The 15,658-nt window shown below is 73.0% G+C and carries 14 protein-coding genes; 2 read left to right on the top strand and 12 right to left on the bottom strand.

Annotated elements, in window-relative coordinates:
- Nucleotides 1-163 precede the first annotated feature (163 nt).
- Complete coding sequence (locus HTV45_RS14390; RefSeq protein ID WP_215206127.1) at nt 164-850, top strand: DUF5995 family protein; 687 nt, start codon at nt 164-166, stop codon at nt 848-850.
- Nucleotides 851-892: 42 nt separating this feature from the next.
- On the opposite strand, the gene HTV45_RS14385 is transcribed toward HTV45_RS14390, so the two are convergent.
- The 12 genes from HTV45_RS14385 to fmt all read right to left on the bottom strand — a co-directional run bounded on the left by HTV45_RS14385 (nt 893) and on the right by fmt (nt 14,694).
- On the bottom strand, nt 893-2,605 hold the full coding sequence (locus tag HTV45_RS14385) for an NAD(P)/FAD-dependent oxidoreductase (RefSeq protein ID WP_215206126.1): 1,713 nt from the start codon (nt 2,603-2,605) through the stop codon (nt 893-895).
- A 50-nt stretch (nt 2,606-2,655) separates the two neighbouring features.
- Complete coding sequence (locus HTV45_RS14380) at nt 2,656-3,444, bottom strand: carbon-nitrogen hydrolase family protein (protein ID WP_215206125.1); 789 nt, start codon at nt 3,442-3,444, stop codon at nt 2,656-2,658.
- A gap of 625 nt (nt 3,445-4,069) precedes the next feature.
- Nucleotides 4,070-5,272 carry an MFS transporter gene (locus HTV45_RS14375; RefSeq protein ID WP_215206124.1) on the bottom strand — a complete coding sequence of 401 codons (1,203 nt, stop codon included), beginning with the start codon at nt 5,270-5,272 and terminating at the stop codon, nt 4,070-4,072.
- A gap of 290 nt (nt 5,273-5,562) precedes the next feature.
- On the bottom strand, nt 5,563-6,015 hold the full coding sequence (locus tag HTV45_RS14370) for an Lrp/AsnC family transcriptional regulator (RefSeq protein ID WP_215206123.1): 453 nt from the start codon (nt 6,013-6,015) through the stop codon (nt 5,563-5,565).
- A 10-nt stretch (nt 6,016-6,025) separates the two neighbouring features.
- The gene (locus tag HTV45_RS14365; protein ID WP_215206122.1) at nt 6,026-7,507 is read right to left on the bottom strand and encodes an amino acid permease; all 1,482 of its coding nucleotides are present in this window, start codon (nt 7,505-7,507) and stop codon (nt 6,026-6,028) included.
- 251 nt (nt 7,508-7,758) lie between these two features.
- Nucleotides 7,759-9,201, bottom strand: coding sequence for a GuaB1 family IMP dehydrogenase-related protein (locus tag HTV45_RS14360; RefSeq protein WP_215206197.1), 1,443 nt, complete (start codon nt 9,199-9,201; stop codon nt 7,759-7,761).
- Between the two features lie 107 nt (nt 9,202-9,308).
- Nucleotides 9,309-9,662: a barstar family protein gene (locus HTV45_RS14355; protein WP_215206121.1), complete on the bottom strand. Its 354-nt coding sequence runs from the start codon at nt 9,660-9,662 to the stop codon at nt 9,309-9,311.
- On the bottom strand, nt 9,659-10,045 hold the full coding sequence (locus HTV45_RS14350; protein WP_215206120.1) for a ribonuclease domain-containing protein: 387 nt from the start codon (nt 10,043-10,045) through the stop codon (nt 9,659-9,661). Before HTV45_RS14350 ends, HTV45_RS14355 begins: the two co-directional genes overlap by 4 nt.
- Nucleotides 10,046-10,085: 40 nt before the next feature.
- Entirely contained in the window at nt 10,086-11,129 is a 1,044-nt protein-coding gene (locus tag HTV45_RS14345; RefSeq protein ID WP_215206119.1) for a sugar-binding transcriptional regulator, read from the bottom strand.
- Between the two features lie 77 nt (nt 11,130-11,206).
- On the bottom strand, nt 11,207-11,893 hold the full coding sequence (gene rpe, locus HTV45_RS14340) for a ribulose-phosphate 3-epimerase (protein WP_215206118.1): 687 nt from the start codon (nt 11,891-11,893) through the stop codon (nt 11,207-11,209).
- Between the two features lie 378 nt (nt 11,894-12,271).
- On the bottom strand, nt 12,272-13,690 hold the full coding sequence (locus HTV45_RS14335; RefSeq protein ID WP_215206117.1) for an RsmB/NOP family class I SAM-dependent RNA methyltransferase: 1,419 nt from the start codon (nt 13,688-13,690) through the stop codon (nt 12,272-12,274).
- A 71-nt stretch (nt 13,691-13,761) separates the two neighbouring features.
- Nucleotides 13,762-14,694: a methionyl-tRNA formyltransferase gene (fmt, locus tag HTV45_RS14330; RefSeq protein WP_215206116.1), complete on the bottom strand. Its 933-nt coding sequence runs from the start codon at nt 14,692-14,694 to the stop codon at nt 13,762-13,764.
- A gap of 339 nt (nt 14,695-15,033) precedes the next feature.
- On the opposite strand from fmt, the gene HTV45_RS14325 reads away from it, so the two are divergent.
- Nucleotides 15,034-15,597, top strand: a complete 564-nt coding sequence (locus tag HTV45_RS14325) for a hypothetical protein (RefSeq protein ID WP_215206115.1) — start codon at nt 15,034-15,036, stop codon at nt 15,595-15,597.
- The last annotated feature ends 61 nt before the right edge of the window (nt 15,598-15,658 follow it).

The raw sequence follows: 15,658 nt of genomic DNA, 5'->3' as shown, positions 1-15,658 counted from the left end.
CCGGGCAGGGTGCCCGGCGGGATCGCAGGCACGGACGGGTGCCGGGCACACGGGCCCGGCAGCGCGGTACTCGCCCTCCCCCGTGACCGACTCGTTCCCCCTTTCCGGGGAAGCGCCGGGCCCGCCGTCCCCGGTATCGCCGTGAAGGTGTCACCCTGCGCTCATGGCCCCCTGCGAGCACGTCCTCACCCCCGTCGACGGGGTCATCTCCCGTATGCGCGCCCTCGACGCGGTCCTGCCCGCACGGGACGGGGTCGCGGTCTTCAACCGTGTCTACCTCGCCGTGACCGAGGCAGTGGACCAGCGCATCGACGCCGGCCTGTTCCCGGACACCCGCGCGGCGATCGCGCTGGACGTGCGGTTCGCGGAGCGCTATCTGGCCGCCGTCGACGCGGTGTTCGAGGAGCGCCGGCCGCCGGCCTGCTGGCGTCCGCTGTTCGCGTCCCGCCACCATCCGGGGGTGCGCCCGCTGCAGTTCGCCCTGGCGGGCGTCAACGCGCACATCGGTCACGATCTCGCGCTGGCCGTCGTGGACACCTGCCGGACGCTGGCCTGTGAACCGGCCGACCTCGAGGACGAGTTCGACCGGGTCGGCGAGCTCCTGGTCTCGCTGGAGGACCGTATCCGCGAGGAGCTGACACCGGGCCCCGACCTGCTGCGGATCACCGATCCGCTGACTCATCTGCTGGGCGCGTGGAGCCTGGAGCGCGCCCGGGACGCGGCCTGGACGGCCGCCCGCGCCCTGTGGGCGCTGCGCCGGCTGCCCGAGGTCGCCGGGGAGTTCACCCAACGGCTGGACACGGCGGTGGGATTCGCCGGGCGTATGCTCCTCACCCCGTTGCCCGGCTGACCCGGCCGCTGCCTGCGCGGGCGGGCGGGGGTCCGGTCCGGCTCAGTCCTCGGGCAGTTCCACGGGTGCGATCCGGTCGTAGACATCACCGGGCCCCGGGTTGGTCGGGTCCGTCTCGCCGCCGAAGTGGTGCATGACGCCCCAGACCGCGTTCAGGGCGGTCTGGACGGCGCCCTCGGCCCAGCCGGCCGTCCAGGAGATGTCGTCACCGGCGAGGAAGATGCCGCGCTTGTCCGCCGGCAGCTCCTCCTGCATGAAATGGGTGAACAGGCGCCGCTGGTACCGGTAGTGGCCGGGCAGGTTGGCCTTGAAGGCGCCCATGAAGTAGGGCTCGTTCTCCCAGGAGACGGTCACCGGGTTGCCGATGATGTGCTTTCTGATGTCGACCTTGGGGTAGATCTCGCCGAGCGACTTCAGCATGACCTCCATCCGCTCGTGCGCGGACAGCGGCAGCCACTTCAGGCTGTCGTCGCACCAGGTGTAGGAGAGGCAGATGACGGCGGGGCGATCGGGGCCGTCGTCGAGCAGGTAGGTGCCGCGGGTCATGCGGTCGGTGAGCGTCATCGACATGACGTCCCGGCCGGTGGGGTTCCCCGTGTCGTCGACGGCCCTGTCGAGCCAGAACGGCCGGTCCACGGGCACGAAGAGCTTCGAGCTCTCCATGTAGTGGGTGCGCTCGATCGCGGTCCAGTGGTCGATGGGGAAGAGCGCGTCGTCGCAGGCGATCTTGGAGAGCAGCATCCAGGACTGGGCCGTGAAGATCGCCGCCCGGTAGGTACGGATGTCGCCGTCGGCGTCCGTCACCGTGATGCGGTTGCCGGCGGTGCGGGCCAGCCGGGTCACGGCAGGGCGGGGCTCGCCGTCCACGTGCAGGGTCTTCAGCGAGGTGCCGTAGGGCCAGTGGACGATCTTCTCCGGCTCGCGCTCCCACATCCTGAGCGGCAGCTGCTGGGAGCCGCCGACGATGCCGCGGTGGTGGTCGTCGGCCTCGGTGTAGACGACCCGCAGGATCTCCAGGATGGAGTTGGGGAAGTCGGTGTCCCAGCCGCCGGTGCCGAAGCCGACCTGGCCGAAGATCTCCCGGTGCCGGAAGGACTTGAACGCCTCGGAGTCGCAGAGGTAGCCGTAGAAGGTCTGGTTGTCGAGCTTCTCGACGAGCTTCGCCCAGATCTCGCGGATGCGCGGGACGTCCCGCTCCCGCAGGGCACGGTTCATGGCGGTGAAGTCGGCGCCCTCTTCCAGGCACGCGGCCCAGGCGTCGGCGACGTCACGGTAGACCTGGGGCAGGTCGTCGAGGGTCTCGGCGTAGTGCGACTCGCCCTTGAGGTCGACGACGGTCGAGGGCGTCGCCTCGGCGAGGGGGTTGGGGAAGGAGCGCGTCGTCAGGCCGGCCAGGTCGATGTAGTGCTGGAGGGCGGTCGAGGAGGGCGGGAAGCGCATCGCGCCCATCTCGGCGGTCAGGGACGGGTCACAGCCCTCGAACCCCACGGTGCGCAGCCGCCCGCCGATCCGGTCGGCCTCGTAGACGACGGGCTTGAGGCCCATCCTCATCAGCTCGTAGGCGGCGACGATGCCGGAGAGGCCGCCGCCGATGACCGCGACCTCGGTGCCGTGCTCGGTGGCCGGTATCTGCCCGAGCCCCGCCGGGTGGGCGAGGAAGTCGTCGTACGCGTACGGGAAGTCCGGGCCGAACATGGTGATGGGCGGCTGCTGCTCGTCGGCGTGCTCGACGGCGTTGGGCACCGTGGACGTCATGAGGTACGGGCTCCTTGCGGGGGTGGAACGGAGGCGCGGCGGGGGGAGGTTCAGACGAGGGACCCGTAGAGGCCGGGGCGGCGGTCCCGCAGGTACGGGTTGTTCTCCCGGGAGACGGCGAGGAGCACGGGATCGGCGTCGGCGAGCACGAGTTCCTCCGTGCGGCCGGCCCGGGCCCGCGCGACACCGTCGGGGGCGGCGAGCGTGGAGAGCCCCACGAACTCGAGCTCACCCTCGCGGCCGACGCGGTTGACGTACGCGATGTACATCTGGTTCTCGAAGGCCCGTACCGGTACGACGGACTCGGCGACGAACTGGAACGGGTGCATCTGCGCGGTGGGTACCAGGAGGAGGTCGGTGCCGGCCAGCGCGTGGGCGCGCACGGTCTCCGGGAACTCGACGTCGTAGCAGATCATCAGGCCGACGGTGAGCCCGCCGAGCTCGGCCTGGACGACGGTCCGCTCCGCGGGGGTGAAGTGGTCCCGTTCGAAGCAGCCGTAGAGGTGGGTCTTGCGGTAGTTCGCGAGGCGGGTGCCGTCGGCGGAGACGAGCTGGACGGAGTTGTACACCGTGTCGCCGTCCCGTTCGGGGTAGCCGTAGGCGACGGCGAGACCGTACCGGCCGGCGGTCTCCGCGATCGCGTCGGCCGCGTCGCCGTCGGCGGGTTCCGCGAGCCGGCCGATGCCCTCACCGATCGCGTACCCGGTCAGGAACAGCTCCGAGGTGACGAGCAGCCCGGCGCCCGCGGCGGCGGCACGGGCGGCCGCCTCGTCGAGGACCTTGAGGTTCTCGGCGACGGATCCGGGCCGGCCGGAGCTCTGGAGCAGGGCGGTACGCATGCGTGGTCCTCACCGGTACGCGGGGGTTTCGGGGGGTCGCATAGACGGTACGGTCGGCCGGCTCGGGCGGACAAGCGGAAGCCGTTGCGCGCCGGTGAGCGGTTCATTGCGTGTGGTGCGGGGTCGGCGGCGATTCGTTGCACCCGACGGGAGCGACGGGTGGCGTGCCCGCGCTCCGGCCCGAACCGCCCGGGGCGGTCGGGCGGACCTGAGCCGACGGGCCCGCGGGCATGAGCGCCGGCCACCCGGGGACGTCCGCGCGGCCCGGCCCTCACGGCCACCATCGCGCCCACCCGTGCCGCCCCGGGCGTACCCCCCTCCGCGGGAGGCACGCCCGCCCTCGCTGACGGAGGGGGCGGCGGCAGGCGGGAGTGGCGGGCCGAGGGTCCGCGACAGGTGATCGCCTGCCTGGGAACGTGGGAGGGAGTGGTGCGCGGGCGGCATACGGGCGGCGTACGGGCGGCGGGCCGTCGGTGGGCGTGGGGGCGCACCGCGCGGAGGGGCGGGGCGGGGGTGTCCGGCCGTACTGGCCCGCCGAACACCGCGCCCGCCGGACGACGGACACCCCGCCCCCCGCCGGCCGCGGACGGCTGCCCGGGTCCTCACCGGACCGGCGAAGGGCGTGTCACTGCCGTGGCTCGGCCGCCGTCGCTCTCCTTCCCACGAGCAGCAGCGCCGCCGTCGCCAGATACGGCACCGCGAACACCGCGAAGGCGGTGCTGTGGGCATGGCCCGTGGCGATCAGCGCGTAGCCTCCGAAGGCTGCGACCGTCGCCAGTTCCGAGCCGAGTCCCGCGATCGAGGTCAGGGTGGCCCGCCCGCGGTCCTGGATGCGTCTCTGGAGCCGGGCGTCGGCCAGCACGGTCGCCGCCTGGAAACCGCCGAACGCGAGGGCGACGAGGACCAGTCCCCAGGGGCTGCCGTCGATCACACCGGCGGCCAGGGCGATGCCGGCGCCGGCCAGCACGGCGGCCAGGCCAGGTGTCCCGAGCCGTTCGCCCTCCCCCGCCAGCAGGCTTCCCGCGGTGGCGCCCGACCAGATCAGCAGGAGCAGGTACGGCACCGTGCCGTCGGCGACACCGGTCTCCCGCACCAGCAGCGGCGTGTACTCGTCCAGCGCGCTCCACACCGCGCTCACCGCCGGGACCAGCAAGAGCGCGCCGCGCACGGAGCGGTCGGCACGCGCCTCGGCGAGACCGGCACGCAGGATCCCTGTCCACCGGGCGTGCCCGGTCGACGGCGCGCGGTGCTCGGGGAACCGCAGCGCCACGGCCGCCGCCGTCAGACACACCAGCACGCTGGCGGCACCGACGGCGGTGTGGCCGCCCCAGGTCAGCACCGGGCCGGCGAGCCCCATCGCCGCCATCACGGCGACCAGCCCCGCCGCGCGGGCCCGGCCCATGACGCGGGCATAGCGGTCGGCCGCGTCGAGCCGCTGCAGCTCGTCGTAGACGAGTGCCTCCAGCGCCCCGGAGGCGAGGGCGCCGCCGATGCCCCACAGCACGAAGCCTGCCGCGAAGGCGCCGTACGACGGGAACAGCACCCACAGGGCGAAGCCGGTGGCGGTCAGCAGCGGGCCGAGCCACAGCAGCAGCCGGCGGGAGACGGCGTCGGCCCAGACACCGGAGGGAACCTCCAGGAGCACAGCGGTGACGGACCAGAGGGCGAACAGGGAGGAGAGCTGCCACACCGACAGACCGGTGTCGCTGAACAGCAGCGCGTACACCGGGTAGAGCAGGATGAACTCTTCGAGGAACGAGTAGCCGTACAGCGTGCTCGTGAGCCGTCGCACGCGGACGTCTTGGGCACGCGTGGGCGTGAAAGTCATGAGGCCTTCCCGAAAGGGCGGTTCGGACACCGGACGTGGAGGACGTACGGCACCGGAGGCGGCCCTCGGGAGGCGCGACTGGTTGATCAATGTCGCCAGGTCATGCACCCATGTTAGTCCCGCCGCCACGGGGCCCGCACGGCGTTTTCCGGGCCCTTCGCCTCACCGCTCCCGGGCGGGGAGGCGGGGCGGTGGCACGAGGTACCTCAGCCGGCGGCGGACGGACTCCGGCAGCGCGGGCGAGCGCCCGCCCGTGGACGGCACGGACGGCGCGCGCCGGTACGGGGCTCCTAGGCCGGCGATCCCGACGAGAACCGCCGCAGCAGCGGGGACAGCACCAGTACGGACTTGGTCCGCTCGACGAACGGCTCGCCCGCGATGCGTTCCAGCACCCGTTCGAAGTGACGCATGTCGGAGGCGAAGACCTGGGCGACCGCGTCGGCGTCGCCGGTGACGGTGGAGGCGGCCACGACCTCCTGGTACCGCTCCAGGCCCCGCTGGATGGTCTCGGGTGAGGTGTTGCCGCGGCAGTAGATCTCGACGAACCCCTCCGTCTGCCAGCCGAGGGCGGCGGGGTCCACGCGTACGGTGAATCCGGTGATGGCCCCGGTGGCGCGCAGCCGGTCCACCCGCCGTTTGACGGCGGGCGCGGACAGGCCGACCAGCTGGCCGATGTCCGCGTAGGAGCGGCGGGCGTCCTCGGCGAGGGCGTGCACGATGCGTTCGTCGAGATCGTTCAGCACTGCGGGTGGTTCACTTCGCTTCTGAGGGGGCCGGTGCGGCGGCGAGGCGGGAGCGGCGGTGGCCGTACAGGAAGTAGAACACGAGCCCGACGGCCATCCAGACTGCGAAGACCACCCAGGTGACGGCGGACAGACTGCCCATCATCCACAGGCAGAACCCGAAGCCGACGGCGGGCAGCAGCGGCGACAGCGGCACCCGGAAGGTGCGAGGCATGTCGGGGCGGGACCGGCGCAGCACCACGACGGCGACGTTGACCAGCGCGAAGGCGAAGAGGGTGCCGATGCTGGTGGCGTCGGCGAGCTGGCCGAGCGGGATGGCGGCGGCCAGCACACCGCAGAAGAGGGAGACGATCAGGGTGTTGGTGCGGGGTGTGCCGGTCTTCGGGCTGACCCTGCCGAACACCTTGGGCACCAGTCCGTCCCGGGACATCGCGAAGAGGATGCGGGTCTGGCCGTAGAGCACGGTCAGGACGACGCTCGCGATGGCGATGACGGCGCAGAACGCCAGCAGGGTGCCCCAGAACGCCTGGCCGGTGACCTCGCTCATGATCTGGGCGAGGTCGGCCTCGGATTCGGTGAACCGGCGCCAGGGCTTCGCGCCCACGGCGACGGCGGCGACCATGACGTACAGCGCGGTGATGATGGCGAGGGACAGCAGGATGGCGCGGGGCAGGTCCCGCTGGGCGTTCTTCGCCTCCTCGCCGGCCGTGGAGGCGGCGTCGAAACCGATGTAGGAGAAGAACAGCGTGGCCCCGGCGGCGCTGACGCCGGCCATGCCGAGCGGCATGAAGTCCTCGTAGTTGCCGGAGCGGAAGCCCTGGACGCCGATGGCGCAGAACAGCACCAGGGCGCCGATCTTCACCATGACCATGATCGTGTTGGCGCGGGCGGACTCGCGGGCGCCGCCCATCAGGAACGCCATGGCGAGCAGGACCACGATCAGCGCGGGCAGGTTGAAGACGCCGCCGTCGCCTGGCGGTGCGGAGAGCGCGGACGGGATGGTGACGCCGATGGTCCCGTCGAGGAGTTCGTTGAGGTATTCGCCCCAGCCGACGGCGACGGCGGCGACCGAGACCCCGTACTCCAGCATCAGGCACCAGCCGCAGACCCAGGCGATCAGTTCACCCATCGTTGCGTACGCATACGAGTAGGAGGAGCCGGAGACGGGGATGGTGCCCGCCAGTTCCGCGTAGGAGAGCGCGGAGAACAGGGCCGTCAGACCGGCGATGACGAAGGACAGCGTGACCGCGGGACCGGCCTTGGGGACGGCCTCGCCGAGGACGACGAAGATGCCGGTGCCGAGGGTGGCACCAATGCTGATCATGGTCAGCTGCCACAGCCCCAGGGAGCGGCGCAGCGAGCCGCCTTCGCCCTGGCCACCCTCGGCGACCAGGCGCTCCACGGGCTTGCGGCGCATGAGGCGCGCGCCGAGGCCCGGGGAGTGCGGGCCCGCCGGACTGCCGTCGTGGGGGGATGCGCCTTGATCGAGCACGCGCTGGCTCCTTCATCGCTGCCGGTCTTCCGCGGCAGGGACCGACGGCATCCCGCGACAGCCGGGACCCGTCGAGCGGGGTCCCCGCCGCACCACGTACAGCGCGTAACCCTACGAGGTTCTGCGTTGCTCCTGAAATGCAGCAACCTTGCGCATCGGCGCAGAATCGTTGCGTTGCCGGGGGTGGGGCGGGTGTTCGTTGCACGGGCACCGCGGGCCGTAGGGCACCCGCCCCGTTCCGGAAGGGACCATCAGTTCCAGCTGGCGTGCAGCGGCTTGCCCTCGGCGTAGCCGGCGGCGCTCTGGATGCCGACGACGGCCTTCTCGGCGAACTCCTCCAGCGAGCCGGCGCCGGCGTAGGTGCAGGAGGAGCGGACGCCCGCGATGATCGAGTCGATCAGATCCTCGACCCCGGGGGAGGCCGGGTCGAGGAACATCCGGGAGGTGGAGATACCCTCCTCGAACAGCGCCTTGCGGGCACGGTCGTAGGCGGATTCCTCCGAGGTGCGGTTGCGCACGGCACGCGCGGAGGCCATGCCGAAGGACTCCTTGTAGGGGCGGCCGTCGGCGTCGTGCTGAAGGTCGCCCGGGGACTCGTGGGTTCCGGCGAACCAGGAGCCGATCATCACGTTGGAGGCGCCGGCCGCGAGGGCCATGGCCACGTCGCGCGGGTGGCGGACACCGCCGTCGGCCCACACGTGCTTGCCGTACTTCCTCGCCTCGGCGGCGCATTCCAGGACGGCGGAGAACTGCGGCCGGCCGACGCCGGTCATCATGCGGGTGGTGCACATGGCACCGGGGCCCACGCCGACCTTGACGATGTCGGCGCCCGCCTCGATCAGATCGCGGACGCCCTCGGCGGAGACGATGTTGCCGGCGACGATCGGAACCCGCGGGTCGATGCCGCGCACCAGTTTGACCGCGCTGATCATCGACTCCTGGTGGCCGTGGGCCGTGTCGATGACGAGCGTGTCGACGCCCGCCTCCAGCAGCTGCTTCGCCTTGCCGTCCACATCGCCGTTGATGCCGACGGCGGCGGCGATGCGGAGCCGCCCGCGCGCGTCGGTGGCGGGGGTGTAGAGGGTGGCGCGCAGGGCGCCCTTGCGGGTGAGGATGCCCGCGAGACGGCCGTCCGCGTCCACGGCGGGCGCGTAGCGGCGGTTGGCGGTGTCGAGGGTGTTGAAGGCCTCGCGCGGGTCCATGCCCGCGTCGATGAGGACCAGGTCCCTGGACATGACCTCCTCGAGCTGGGTGAAGCGGTCGACGCCGGTCAGGTCGGTGTCGGTGACCACGCCGACCGGCCGGCGGTCGTCGTCGACGACGACACCCGCGTTGTGCGCGCGCTTGGGCAGCAGGGCCAGCGCGTCGGCGACGGTCTGGTGCGGGGCCAGCACGATGGGAGTGTCCAGGACCAGGTGGCGCTCCTTCACCCAGGAGACGACCTCGGCGACGACCTCGATCGGGATGTCCTGCGGGAGGACGACGAGTCCGCCGCGCCGGGCCACGGTCTCGGCCATGCGGCGTCCGGCTATGGCGGTCATGTTGGCGACGACGAGCGGGATGGTGGTGCCGGTGCCGTCCGGGGAGCTGAGGTCCACGTCCTGCCGCGAGCCGACCGCGGAGCGGCCCGGCACCATGAAGACGTCGTCGTACGTCAGGTCGTACGCGGGCTGGATGTCGTTGAGGAAACGCACGTGCTGCACATCCCAGTCGATCAGAGGTGGCCCCGGGACAGGTCTGCCAGGGGGAAGAGCACGTACTTCATTGTCCCATGCCGGCTCCGGCGTCCTCCCCGGTCCGATCATCCATCCTGGTCAGGGCGCTGTTCGGAGCATCCTCCAAGGGCGAGGGCCACGGTGAGGGAGGAGGTGCGGTCCGCCGCCGCGGCGAACACGTCCTGGGCGGTCGCCCACTCCCCGGGGCGCGCGGCCGCGTACGCCCGCCAGTCGTGTACGACGATCAGCATTCCGCGCTCCACGGAGCCCTCGGGCCAGAGCGTGTGGTCGGCGAGGGAGTCCGCCAGGGCGTCCCAGTTGCGGCCGAACCAGTCGGGCAGTCCCAGGGCGCGGGCGCAGCGGTCCATCAGGCCCGCCTTGTCCGTGACTCCGTCGAGGCCGAGTGCGACCACGAACCGGCCGGTGAGTTCGTGCGTCATCCCAGGACCGCCGTGAACGATGCGTAGTGGTCTTCGGTGTAGTAGGTCTCGCCGTCCCGGCCGGTGACGATGCGCCGCGCCCCGCGGTCGGCCGATCCCGGGGTCTTCACGGTGTACTCGTGGTAGTGACCCCGCCGCTGCTGGGGCAGCAGCCCTTCGAAGTTGCCGAAGACGGCGCCGTCCTGTTCGTACGGAAAGGGTCCGCCCGAGTCGATGAGGTCCAGGGTGCGCTGTGCCTCGGCGGGCAGGTCCGCCTCCTGGACGGTGGGCATGCCGTCGGCCCAGGCGGGCGCCCCGCCGCCGTCGCCGGCGGACGAGCAGCCGGCCAGCAGCACGAGCAGACAGGCGAGGAGACGCGGGAGCAGGGCCTGACGCAGCACCATGCGGCCGATGCTGCCAGGCCCGCTCCCGCGTCACCCGCTGTCAGGGGCCATCCGGGTCCGCGCGGTTGAGAGCGGACCGCGGGGCCGGTCCCGCCGTCATCAGATAGTCCGCCGCCGACGTGTCGGTCACCAGGCTGGTGACCAGTCCGGACCGCAGCACGGCGTCGATCGCGGGCCCCTTGCGCTGTCCGCCCGCGATCGCGACGACCTCGGGCACCCGGCGCAGCTGGTCGGTCTTGACCGTGATGCACCGCTCCCCGAGGTCCCGGCCGACCCGGCGCCCCTCCGAGTCGAAGAGGTGCGCGGACATCTCGGCGGCGACCCCGAGGGATGCGTAGTGCGCCCGCTCCTCGTCGCTGAGCATGTCGTGCACCGTCGAGATGCCCGGCTCCCAGGAGCCGATGGAGACGCAGGCGACGGTGACCTTGTCGAAGTACTCGAAGGCCCGCGCGATCCCGGTCTGGTGGCGCAGCGCCTGAGCGGTGGCCTCGTCCGGCAGCAGCATCGGCGCGTAGATGGGGTGGGCGTCGCCGCCCGACACCTGCGCGGCCCGCCGTACGGCCTCCACCGAGCCCCGCTCGGCGGTCCCGGCGTCGTACACGCCCGTGAGCTGCACGACCGTGCAGGGCGGCAGCCGGTCCAGGGCCGCCGCCATGTGGATGGTGGACCGGCCCCAGGCCAGCCCCAGCACATCCCCTTCGTCGACCAGCTCGCCGAGCAGGTCGGCGGCCACCTCTCCCAGGTTCTCGGGGTCGGGTGTCTCCTCCGACTCCGGCGGGGACTCGACCACCACGGCGTGCCTGAGCCCGTAGCGGGCACGGAGCACGTCGGAGCGCTCCGCGTCCAGCTCGGCCGGCACCCGGATCTCGATCCGTACAAGATCCCGCTCGAGGGCGGTCTCCAGGACGCGGGCCACCTTGAAGCGGCTGACGCCGAACTCCTCGGCGATCTGGATCTTGGATTTGCCTTCAAGGTAGAAGCGGCGGGCCATGGCCGCCGCCTGCACCAGCTCAGCGGGTCCCATCCGCATGGCTGACCGGCCCGCCGACATACCCGACACGGCGATCTCCTCACTGCTGTTCACATCTGGATTCGCCGTTCATCCTTGCAGATCCGGCGCGGTCGATCAGCCCTGCCGGGCGCCGTTCACGTTCCTGACGCTCAGTGGTCGCATGCCCATGGTGCCTTCGCCGTCGCGGCCTCCGCCTGGTTGCGCAATGCACGTACCGCTTCGGCCGGGTCCGATGCCCCGTACACGGCGGAACCCGCGACGAAGACGTCGGCGCCGGCGTCCGCGCAGCGCTCGATGGTGGACTCCGAGACTCCGCCGTCGACCTGGAGCCAGAGCTCCAGACCGTGCCTGCTGATCAGTTCACGGGTGCGGCGGATCTTCGGAAGCATGATGTCGAGGAACGCCTGCCCACCGAAGCCGGGCTCAACCGTCATGATCAGCAGCATGTCCAGCTCGGGGAGCAGGTCCTCGTACGGCTCGATCGGCGTCGCGGGCCTGAGCGCCATGGAGGCGCGGGCACCCTTGGCCCGGATCTCGCGCGCGAGCCGCACCGGGGCGGCGGCGGCCTCGACGTGGAAGGTGACCGACCCGGCCCCCGCCTCCACGTACTGCGGCGCCCAGCGGTCGGGGGCCTCGATCATCAGATGGCAGTCCAGCGGGGTGTCCGTCGCACGGGCCAGCGACTCCACGACCGGCACACCGAGCGTGAGATTCGGGACGAAATGGTTGTCCATGACGTCGACATGGAGCCAGTCGGCTCCTCCGACCGCCTTCGCCTCGTCCGCGAGGCGCGCGAAGTCGGCGGACAGGATGCTGGGGCTGATCTGCGGGGCCATGGACCAAGACTGCCATGCCCCGCGGAGGTTGCGTGCAGCGGTGCCGCCGCGGGCCCCGGCGTCCGCCGCCCTCCCGGGGACGGCGCGGGCCCCGACGCCCTCTCCGGCCCGGCAGGCCGCACCCGGCAGCACCGCACCTTCGGGCCGGGACGGCCGGGGCGCCGGACAGCACCGTGAGCACGACACCGCGCCCGCGCGCACACCCACGGCGACCAGCACTCCCCGACGCGGCCGGCACAACCGCCGGCCTCCGGACCGCCGCCACCGTGACACCGGGGCCGGCCGGCCCCGCCCGCTCTTCCCGTCCCGACTCCGTCGCCCGCTCCGGGGCGGGACCCGGGCGAGCCGGGGGCCGGTGCCACCTCCCCGGCGAGGGTGTCAGCCGTTGCGGCGGACGAGGGCGAGGTACATCGCGTCGGTGCCGTGCACATGGGGCCACAGCTGTACGTCGGGGCCCTCGCCGAGGTCGGGGACGCCGGGCAGCAGGGGGCGGGCGTCTAGCAGTCCGGCGCCGGGGAACTGCTTGAGGAGGTCGGCGACCACGGCCCGGGTCTCGGCGAGGTGCGGCGAGCAGGTGGCGTAGCCGACCACACCGCCCACGCGTACGGACTCCAGGGCGGTGCGCAGCAGCCCGCGCTGGAGCGGCGCGAAGCCGTCCAGGTCCTCCGGGCGGCGCCGCCAGCGTGCCTCGGGGCGGCGGCGCAGGGCGCCCAGCCCGGTGCACGGCACGTCGACCAGCACCCGGTCGAAGCTGCCGGGCCGCCATGGCGGGCGCGTCCCGTCGGCGGCGACGACCTGGTAGGGGCCGGGATTGCCGGCCAGGGCCTTGGCCACGAGTCCGGCCCGGTGCGGCTGCTTCTCGGCCGCGAGCAGCACGGCGCCGCGCTCGGCCGCGAGGGCCCCGAGCAGCGCGGCCTTGCCCCCGGGTCCGGCGCACGCGTCCAGCCACATCCGGTCGCGGCCCTCGACGGGCGCGGCCGCGAGTGCGAGCGCCACCAGCTGGCTGCCCTCGTCCTGGACACCGGCCCTGCCCTCGGCCACGGCCCTGATGGCTCCCGGTTCCCCGCCCTCGGTCAGCCGTACCGCGTGGGGCGACCAGCGGCCCGGCACGGCGGCCTCCTCGTCGAGCAGCTCGGTGGCCGTCGCCCGTCCCGGACGGGCGACCAGGGTCACCTCGGGCCGCTCGTTGTCGGCCCGCAGCAGGTCCTCGATACCGGCCCGGCCGCCGCCCAGGGAGTCCCACAGCGCGGAGACCACCCAGCGGGGGTGCGAGTGCACGACCGACAGGTGGTCCTCGGGGTCCTCGTCGTAGGGCGGCGCGACCCGCTCCAGCCAGCCGTCGAGGTCGTGCTGTGCGATCTTGCGCAGCACGGCGTTGACGAACTTGGCCCGCCCGTCGCCGAGCACCACCCGGGCCAGTTCGACGGAGGCCGACACGGCGGCGTGCGTGGGGATCCGCGTCCCGAGCAGCTGGTGCGCGCCGAGGCTGAGCACGTCCAGCACCGGCGGGTCCACCTCGCGCAGCGGCCGGTCGACGCAGGCCGCGATGACCGCGTCGTACGTGCCCTGCCGTCGCAGGGTCCCGTAGACCAGCTCGGTGGCGAGGGCGGCGTCGCGGGCGTCGAAGTCCTTCTCCTCGCGCGCCTTCCGCAGCAGCGGCGGCAGGACGAGGTTGGCGTACGCGTCCCGCTCGTCCACGGCGCGCAGGGCCTCGAAGGCGAGTACGCGGACGGGGTCCTTCTGGGGCCGGCGGTAGGGCTTGGCGGGCTTGCGGGGCCGGCGGGGCTGGTCGCTCACGAAAAGGTGCTCCGGATGTGGGGTGAAGTGCGCGCCCCAGCCTACGTCCTGGACATCCCGGGGACGGGCCGTCAGGCGCCGACGGTCTCCCCCGCGCCGATCCGCACCCCGCGCGCCCAGTCCGCCGCCCTCATCGGCTTCTTGCCCTGGGCCTGCACCCACAGCAGTTCCACGGCGTACGAGGCGGTGCCCACGTACACGTTGTTCTTGCCCGCGGACAGCTGCCCGGGCGCGAGGTCGGTCCGCTCCGGTACCGGGCGGGCCTGGACGATCTTCAGGCGCTCGCCCCGGAAGGCGGTCCAGGCGCCGGGGGCGGGGGTGCAGCCGCGCACCACCCGGTCGACGCGCAGCGCCGGGGTGCTCCAGTCGACGCGGGCGTCCTCGACGGTGACCTTCGGGGCGAGGCTGATGCCCTCGGCGGGCTGCGGTACGGCCTCGAGGGTGCCGTCCTCGATGCCGTCCATGGTCGCGGCGAGCAGGCCGGAGCCGGCGAAGGCTAGCCGGGTGAGCAGGTCGCCGCTGGTGTCGGTGGGGCGGATCTCCTCGGTGAGGGCGCCGTAGACCGGCCCGGAGTCGAGGCCCTCCTCGATGAGGAAGGTGGTGGCGCCGGTGATCTCGTCGCCGGCCATGACGGCGTGCTGCACGGGCGCGGCGCCGCGCCAGGCGGGCAGCAGGGAGAAGTGCAGGTTGACCCAGCCCCGGGCGGGGATGTCGAGGGCGGCCCGGGGCAGCAGGGCCCCGTAGGCGACGACGGGGCAGCAGTCGGGGGCGATCTCCTTGAGCCGCTCGAGGAAGTCCGGGTCACGGGGCCTGGCGGGCTTGAGCACCTCGATGCCGGCCTCTGCCGCGCGCTCGGCGACGGGAGAGGCGACCAGCCGGCGCCCCCGTCCGGCGGGCGCGTCGGGCCGTGTGACCACGGCGGCGACCTCGTGCCGCCCGGAGGCGAGAAGAGCGTCCAGTGCGGGAACGGCGACCTCGGGGGTGCCGGCGAAGACGAGCTTCATGGGGTGCGGAGGGCCTCTCGGGCGGGGGCGGCTGGGGCAGCGCACCAGTCTATGGCCCGGTACCCGGGACCCCCGTCCGGGGACAGCCGCCGGCGACGGGCGTCCGGAAGGGGAGACCTCCGTCTCCCGCCCCGGGACACGCCGGTGCGCGGCGGGGGACACCCGAGACCGCAGGTCCGGGACGAGACCCCACGACGAGCCCTCCCAGGGGGCGTACGCATATGCCGCCACGCCCCCTCCCCGTGACCAGCGGAGCGCCCGCGCGTTGGTCAAGAGAGATTGACCCACGGGCCCGGCAGCGGGCTCATTCCTTTCAACGCCGGTTCGAGAGGCTTGTTCATGGCCGACCACGCAACCCACGACGCCCAGGCTCGGGCCAGCCTGCACTTGCTGGTGCGGGACATCGAGCGCGTCCGGCGGCAGGTGGACGCACTGCGCACGCTCACCGCCCAGCTGGGCAACGTCTACCGCCCGCGCCGCTCCGGCCCCTCCACGGGCTTCGTCGTCTACGGACGCGCCCCCGCCCCGACGGTCCGTCTCGCCCAGGAACTGCGGGACAGCGTCGAGACCCTGGTCACGGCGGCCGTGGACTTCGACCGCTCACTGGGCTTCTCGTGGGACGCGGTGGGCTCCGCGCTCGGAGTCACCAAGCAGGCGGTGCACCGCCGTTACGGCGCCCGCCGTGCGGCCGACCGGGCGGCCGCCGCCACGGCCACCGCCACCGTCCAGGCCGAACGCGCCCCCGAGCCGTCGGAAACCCGTGTGGTGAACGTGGGCGCGGGTGTCTCCACCGTGCCCACGGTCCCCGCGGCCCGCTCGATGCCGACCCAGCCCACGGCCGGCAGCCCGTCCCTGCGCGAGGAGCCCCGCCCGGCGGTCTTCCCCGCCCCGCGCAACGGCTGAGCCGCCCCGCCCCCCACACCCGCCCTCCCGGACGCACCGTCCTCGGGAGGGCGGCGGCATG

This window comes from Streptomyces sp. CHD11 (assembly GCF_018638295.1).
Classification (GTDB): domain Bacteria; phylum Actinomycetota; class Actinomycetes; order Streptomycetales; family Streptomycetaceae; genus Streptomyces.
The sequence above is the reverse complement of the archived record's forward strand: the minus strand, read 5'-3'. Positions and strand labels throughout refer to the sequence as shown.

What these genes read in the sequence shown, in the direction of transcription:
- HTV45_RS14350 (WP_215206120.1), bottom strand. Translation starts at nt 10,045, where the DNA reads ATGGTGCTGCGTCAGGCCCTGCTCCCGCGTCTCCTCGCCTGTCTGCTC.
- HTV45_RS14375 (WP_215206124.1), bottom strand. Translation starts at nt 5,272, where the DNA reads ATGACTTTCACGCCCACGCGTGCCCAAGACGTCCGCGTGCGACGGCTC.
- rpe (WP_215206118.1), bottom strand. Translation starts at nt 11,893, where the DNA reads ATGGCCCCGCAGATCAGCCCCAGCATCCTGTCCGCCGACTTCGCGCGC.
- HTV45_RS14355 (WP_215206121.1), bottom strand. Translation starts at nt 9,662, where the DNA reads ATGACGCACGAACTCACCGGCCGGTTCGTGGTCGCACTCGGCCTCGAC.
- HTV45_RS14325 (WP_215206115.1), top strand. Translation starts at nt 15,034, where the DNA reads ATGGCCGACCACGCAACCCACGACGCCCAGGCTCGGGCCAGCCTGCAC.
- HTV45_RS14385 (WP_215206126.1), bottom strand. Translation starts at nt 2,605, where the DNA reads ATGACGTCCACGGTGCCCAACGCCGTCGAGCACGCCGACGAGCAGCAG.
- HTV45_RS14380 (WP_215206125.1), bottom strand. Translation starts at nt 3,444, where the DNA reads ATGCGTACCGCCCTGCTCCAGAGCTCCGGCCGGCCCGGATCCGTCGCC.
- fmt (WP_215206116.1), bottom strand. Translation starts at nt 14,694, where the DNA reads ATGAAGCTCGTCTTCGCCGGCACCCCCGAGGTCGCCGTTCCCGCACTG.
- HTV45_RS14390 (WP_215206127.1), top strand. Translation starts at nt 164, where the DNA reads ATGGCCCCCTGCGAGCACGTCCTCACCCCCGTCGACGGGGTCATCTCC.